Consider the following 356-nt stretch of genomic DNA (forward strand, 5'->3'; position numbering starts at 1 on the left):
CAAGGCTAAATACTTCCTAGCGACCGATAGTGAAGCAGTACCGTGAGGGAAAGGTGAAAAGCACCCCGGAAGGGGAGTGAAATAGAACCTGAAACCGTGTGCTTACAAAAAGTCAGAGCCCGTTTTAGGGGTGATGGCGTGCCTTTTGTAGAATGAACCGGCGAGTTACGTTCCCGTGCAAGGTTAAGGTGAAAAGCCGGAGCCGCAGCGAAAGCGAGTCTGAATAGGGCGAATCAGTACGTGGACGTAGACCCGAAACCGGGTGATCTACCCCTGTCCAGGTTGAAGGTGCGGTAACACGCACTGGAGGACCGAACCCACGCATGTTGAAAAATGCGGGGATGAGGTGGGGGTAG

Annotated in this window: 1 rRNA gene; it reads left to right on the forward strand. The window is 53.7% G+C overall.

The annotated features are described in order from the left end of the window. Window positions 1–356, forward strand: a 23S ribosomal RNA gene (locus PQG66_RS25295); the annotation flags it as partial.

Origin of the sequence: Paenibacillus sp. JJ-100 (assembly GCF_948329825.1) — a bacterium.
Taxonomy (GTDB): Bacteria; Bacillota; Bacilli; order Paenibacillales; family Paenibacillaceae; genus Paenibacillus.